The 3,383-nt window shown below is 64.3% G+C and carries 4 protein-coding genes; all 4 read right to left on the bottom strand.

Features of this window, described 5'->3' with window-relative positions:
* Window positions 1–575: response regulator transcription factor (locus tag OB03_RS14525; RefSeq protein ID WP_461344634.1), on the bottom strand; the 575-nt coding region annotated here is incomplete at its 3' end.
* Between the two features lie 105 nt (window positions 576–680).
* Window positions 681–2,219, bottom strand: a complete 1,539-nt coding sequence (locus OB03_RS14520; protein WP_461344633.1) for a Do family serine endopeptidase — start codon at window positions 2,217–2,219, stop codon at window positions 681–683.
* A gap of 166 nt (window positions 2,220–2,385) precedes the next feature.
* Window positions 2,386–2,856 (bottom strand): cytochrome c-type biogenesis protein, encoded by a 471-nt coding sequence (locus tag OB03_RS14515; protein ID WP_461344635.1) that lies wholly within the window; start codon window positions 2,854–2,856, stop codon window positions 2,386–2,388.
* Window positions 2,857–2,861: 5 nt separating this feature from the next.
* A partial coding sequence (locus OB03_RS14510; protein WP_461344632.1) for a cytochrome c-type biogenesis CcmF C-terminal domain-containing protein occupies window positions 2,862–3,383 on the bottom strand: 522 nt, incomplete at its 5' end.

Below are 3,383 nucleotides of genomic sequence, written 5' to 3'. Positions count from 1 at the left end.
TCGATGACGTTGGTCTGAGGGTCGAAGTGGTATTCCCAGACCTTCTCCAGCAGCATGGTGCGGGTCACCGACTGGCCTGCGTGGCGCATCAGGAACTCCAGCAGCTGGAACTCGCGCGGTTGCAGGTCGATGTCCTGACCTTCGCGGCTCACAGTGCGGGCGATCAGGTTCATTTCAAGCTCGCCGACCTTGAGCACGGTCTGCACGCCGCCCGTCTCGCGACGGCGCGACAGGGCTTCAACGCGCGCGATCAGTTCGGCAAAGGCGTAGGGCTTGACCAGATAGTCATCGGCACCGGCCTTGAGGCCGACCACACGGTCTTCGACTTCGCCAAGGGCCGAGAGGAACAGGACGGGGGTCTGGTCCCCACCCTTGCGCAGGGTCTCGACCATGCCGATGCCATCGAGGCGCGGCATCATGCGGTCCACGACATAGACGTCGTACCCACCCTTTTGGGCTTCGAGCAGGCCAAAGGCACCGTCTACGGCGTGGGTGACTTCGTGACCAGCCTCGGACAGCCCGCGTACCATTGCGGTCGCAGCCTCGGCGTCGTCCTCGACAACCAAAATTCGCATGAACCCCTCCAGATTGGTATTCGGCGGCAACCTTAACAGATTGCCGCCGAAACCGTGAGTTAAGCCTTCGTCAGGTTTGCACCCAGATTAGGGCACTTTTCACCGTCACTGGTTCTTGGCCAAGGGCAGGACAAGCGAACGGTTCACGCCCTGATAGCGGACCATCAACAGTACGCTGGGGCGACCCGAACTACGGGCGGCATCGACTGCTGCGCGGAACGATGCGGCATCTGTCACCACGCGGTTATTGGCCCGCAGGATCACCAGACCCGGCGGCATGCCCAGCTTGCCTGCCTCGGAACCGGCCTCGACTGCCGTGACAACCACGCCGCTGACGTCGGCCGGAATGTCATAGCGTTGACGCAGGGCCGAGGTGATACCGGTCACGGTCACGCCCTCGACCACCGTACCCGAGACCGCAGGCGGCGGGGCATCGGGCGATTCCGTACCGTCCATCTGCTGGTTCAGTTCTTCCTCGGACGGGCGACGACCCGCGCGCACATCGACCGTCTCGCGGCGGCCCTCGCGCAGGACTTCGAGACGCAGGCGGTCACCCGGCTTGGCGGCAGCCACGCGGCGGGTCAGGCTGGACGAGCCGTCGACGGCCTCCCCGTTGATCGAGGTCACAATATCTTCTTCCTTGAGGCCTGCCTCGGCGGCAGGCGATCCCGGCGTGATCTGGGCCACAAAGGCACCCTTGGTGTCCGCGCCAAGGCCCAGAGCCTCCTTCACGTCCGGCTGGAGATCGGAGATCTGAACGCCCAGATAGCCGCGCTCGATCTTTTCGCCGCGGATCAGACGGTCGGTGATTTCCTTGGCGGTCTTGGCCGGAATGGCAAAGCCGATGCCAACCGAGCCACCCGACGGCGAGAAGATCGCCGTGTTCACACCGATCACGCGACCATAGATGTCAAACGTCGGACCACCGGAGTTGCCACGGTTGATCGCCGCATCGATCTGCAGGAAGTCGTTGGCGACGCCGCCACCGATTTCACGCGACTTGGCCGAAACGATACCGGCTGTGGCCGTGCCGCCCAGACCGAACGGGTTGCCGACCGCGATAACCCAGTCGCCGACGCGCGGCTCCGAGGATTGCTCGAAGCTGACGAACGGGAAGGCGTCGCCGTCCACCTTGATCACAGCCAGATCGGAGGCTTCGTCACGGCCCACAAGCCGCGCCTTGAAGGTGCGGCCGTCGCTGAGTTTAACGGTGATTTCCTCGGCGTTTGCGACCACGTGGTTATTGGTAACGATGGTGCCGTCAGCCGAGATAAAGAAGCCCGACCCGCTGCCCGGAGCCAGTTGGGTGTCTTCTTCGGACCGCTCCGCGCCGCCACGCTCAGGTGCTGTGAACGGGAAGGGGAAGCCCGGAATCTGGATGGTGCGCGGACGCTGGACCCGCGTCTTGACGTCGATCTGCACCACAGCCGGTGCGACCTGTTCGAAAATATCAGCGAAGCTGAGCGGCGCGCCCTGCGGCGGCGCGAATGCCAGACCCGCCGCACCTGCGGAAGGTGCCAACCGGGTCGCGGATGCGGGCGCTGCCTCGGCAGCTGGCCACTGGATGACGCCACCTGCCGTCGCCGCTGCGGCGAAGGTCAGGCCAACGGCGGCCCCCAGAATGAACTCCTTGCGTTTCAGCATCGTCGTCCTTGCAGTCTACGTTTTGGAATCCGGTGAATTCCACAAACAAGGGATATAGGTGCCCTTGGCTAAAGCCAATGCCTACAATGCAAGAATGGTTCGATACTGACCGAGGTTTTGCCATGTCCCAACTGGGGCAAAACCGCGTCCGCAGATGTCGAGTTTGTTAAGCTTGGCCGCTTTCGTCGTCGGCCTTGATCCATGCGTCGAGTTCGGCCTCCTCGCGCTCGTCCAGCGCGGCCCCTTCCGGCTTGCGTCTGCGTGCGCGCATGAACAAGGCGGTGCCCGCCCCGATAGCCAGCAGGAATGGACCAAGCCACAGCACCAGCGTCCCCCACCGGAAGGGCGGGGTGAACAACACATAGTCCCCATAGCGACGCACCAGATCGCGACGGATCGCTTCGTCGGACTGGCCCTCGGCTATTTGCTCGCGGACCAGCGCACGGATGTCTGCGGCAATCGCTGCGGGACTGTCGGCAATGGCTTCATGCTGGCAGACGACACAGCGGATATCGGTGAAAAGCTCGCGCGCCCTCGCCTCTTGTGCCGCATCGGCCAGCGGACGATCCGGCCCTACAGCCGGTTCAGCCAAGGCCGTCGTGGCAACCAGCGCCGCAAGCAGACCCAGTGTCAGCATCCGTCTCAAGCCCCGACCTCCTTGCGGCGACGAGCACCCGGCCCTGCCCCCACGCGCAGACGGCGATCCAGAAGCGAGACCAGCCCGCCCAAGGCCATCATCAGCGGTCCAAGGAAGATCAGGCGCGCCCACGGGTTCCAGTAAAGGCGGACGACCCAAGACTGTTCGCCCGCTTCGGTCTGGCCGCGCTCGCCCATCACGACATAGACGTCATCGAGGCCGCGGAAATCCAGACCAACCTCGGTCGTGGTCTGACCACCGGCAGGGAAGAAGCGGCGCTCGGCGGTGACGGTCTTCTCACGGCCCCGTCCGTCAGCGCGAGCCACAGTGAGCTTGCCCTGTTCGGCCAGATAGTTCGGGCCTTCAACGATATTGACTTCGTCCAAGCGGACCTTCCACGGACCGGCGGCAACCTCGCCCTTGAGCGGGAGGGCGCGGGCGGCCTCGACCTTGAAACCGGTTTCCACCACCGCACCCAGAATGAATACGCCAAGGCCGGCATGAGCCAGTGCCATCCCCCACGCGCC

Source organism: Brevundimonas sp. GN22 (genome assembly GCF_054824005.1).
Note: the sequence above shows the minus strand (reverse complement) of the source record. Positions and strands in the feature narration are given on the sequence as shown.